Origin of the sequence: Escherichia sp. MOD1-EC6098, assembly GCF_002965865.1 — a bacterium.
Classification (GTDB): Bacteria; Pseudomonadota; Gammaproteobacteria; order Enterobacterales; family Enterobacteriaceae; genus Escherichia; species Escherichia marmotae.
On record NZ_PTSN01000075.1, the window covers coordinates 1 to 971 of the forward strand.

1 protein-coding gene and 2 pseudogenes are annotated in these 971 nt (G+C 41.5%); all 3 read left to right on the top strand.

From position 1 onward, the window contains the following. Nucleotides 1-190: pseudogene (locus tag C0K55_RS25675) on the top strand (ISAs1 family transposase); the annotation flags it as partial. Beyond that, nucleotides 186-734 (top strand): annotated as a pseudogene (locus C0K55_RS25680) (RHS repeat-associated core domain-containing protein); the annotation flags it as partial. The pseudogenes C0K55_RS25675 and C0K55_RS25680, both read left to right, overlap by 5 nt. 11 nt (nt 735-745) lie before the next feature. Beyond that, nucleotides 746-971: hypothetical protein (locus tag C0K55_RS25685; RefSeq protein WP_105283459.1), on the top strand; the 226-nt coding region annotated here is incomplete at its 3' end.

The following is a 971-nucleotide window of genomic DNA, read 5'->3' on the forward strand; positions in this document are numbered from 1 at the left end:
AATGAATGAAGACGACTGCAAAATAAGAAGAGGAAATGCAGCAGAATTATTTTCAGGGATACGGCACATCGCTATTAATATTTTGACGAATGATAAGGTATTCAAGGCAGGGTTAAGACGTAAGATGAGAAAAGCAGCCATGGACAGAAACTATCTGGCGTCAGTCCTTGCGGGGAGCGGGCTTTCGTAATTATGATCCGGATGTCGGGCGGTTCATAGTAACGGACCCGATAGGGCTGGCTGGGGGAATAAACCTCTACCAATATGCGCCTAATCCGTTAAGTTATATTGATCCACTTGGTCTTTGTAAATTAAGGGGAAGTAATGGGCGCTTCAGAAGTGCACAGAATATTCAGGAAGAAATAGGTGGCCTACCCAATTTTGCAGGAAAAACTCCAGGGGAAATACGACAAACTTTGCGTAATCGAGGTTATTCGTCGGTACAAGCGCATAGTGGGGGAGAGGTCTGGACAAAAGCATTACCTGACGGAAATACTGTTGCGGTGAGGCTTGAACCGGCAAATCCTCGCTCACCTTCACATTATGCTGATGCTGTACCTCATGCTCATATTGAAACAGTTCCAACATCCAGTGTTTCTAATGGGAATTATCGCCCGCGAGACGTGACTGGCAGGCATACTGCCACTGGTGGGGGGTCTGATCGAGGAACAAATCCGAATCATAACGCTGATGTTCACATTCCAATGTCTCCGGGACGATTCCCATATAATTAATGTGAGGTTTTATGAATATCCGAAATCAATATAATGAAGCCTTAAATAAATTAGAAGTTGATGTTAATGATGGTTTGAGAGATTTAATAAACATATATTGTGTGGCTATTGATTCTTTTGAAAATGATATCGTTGACTCGATTGCTTTATACGTGATTGATATGGGAAATAAAGATACTTGTCGATATCTACAAGAAATATTATCAGAGAATGAAGATCCTTATTTAGTAAAGGAAT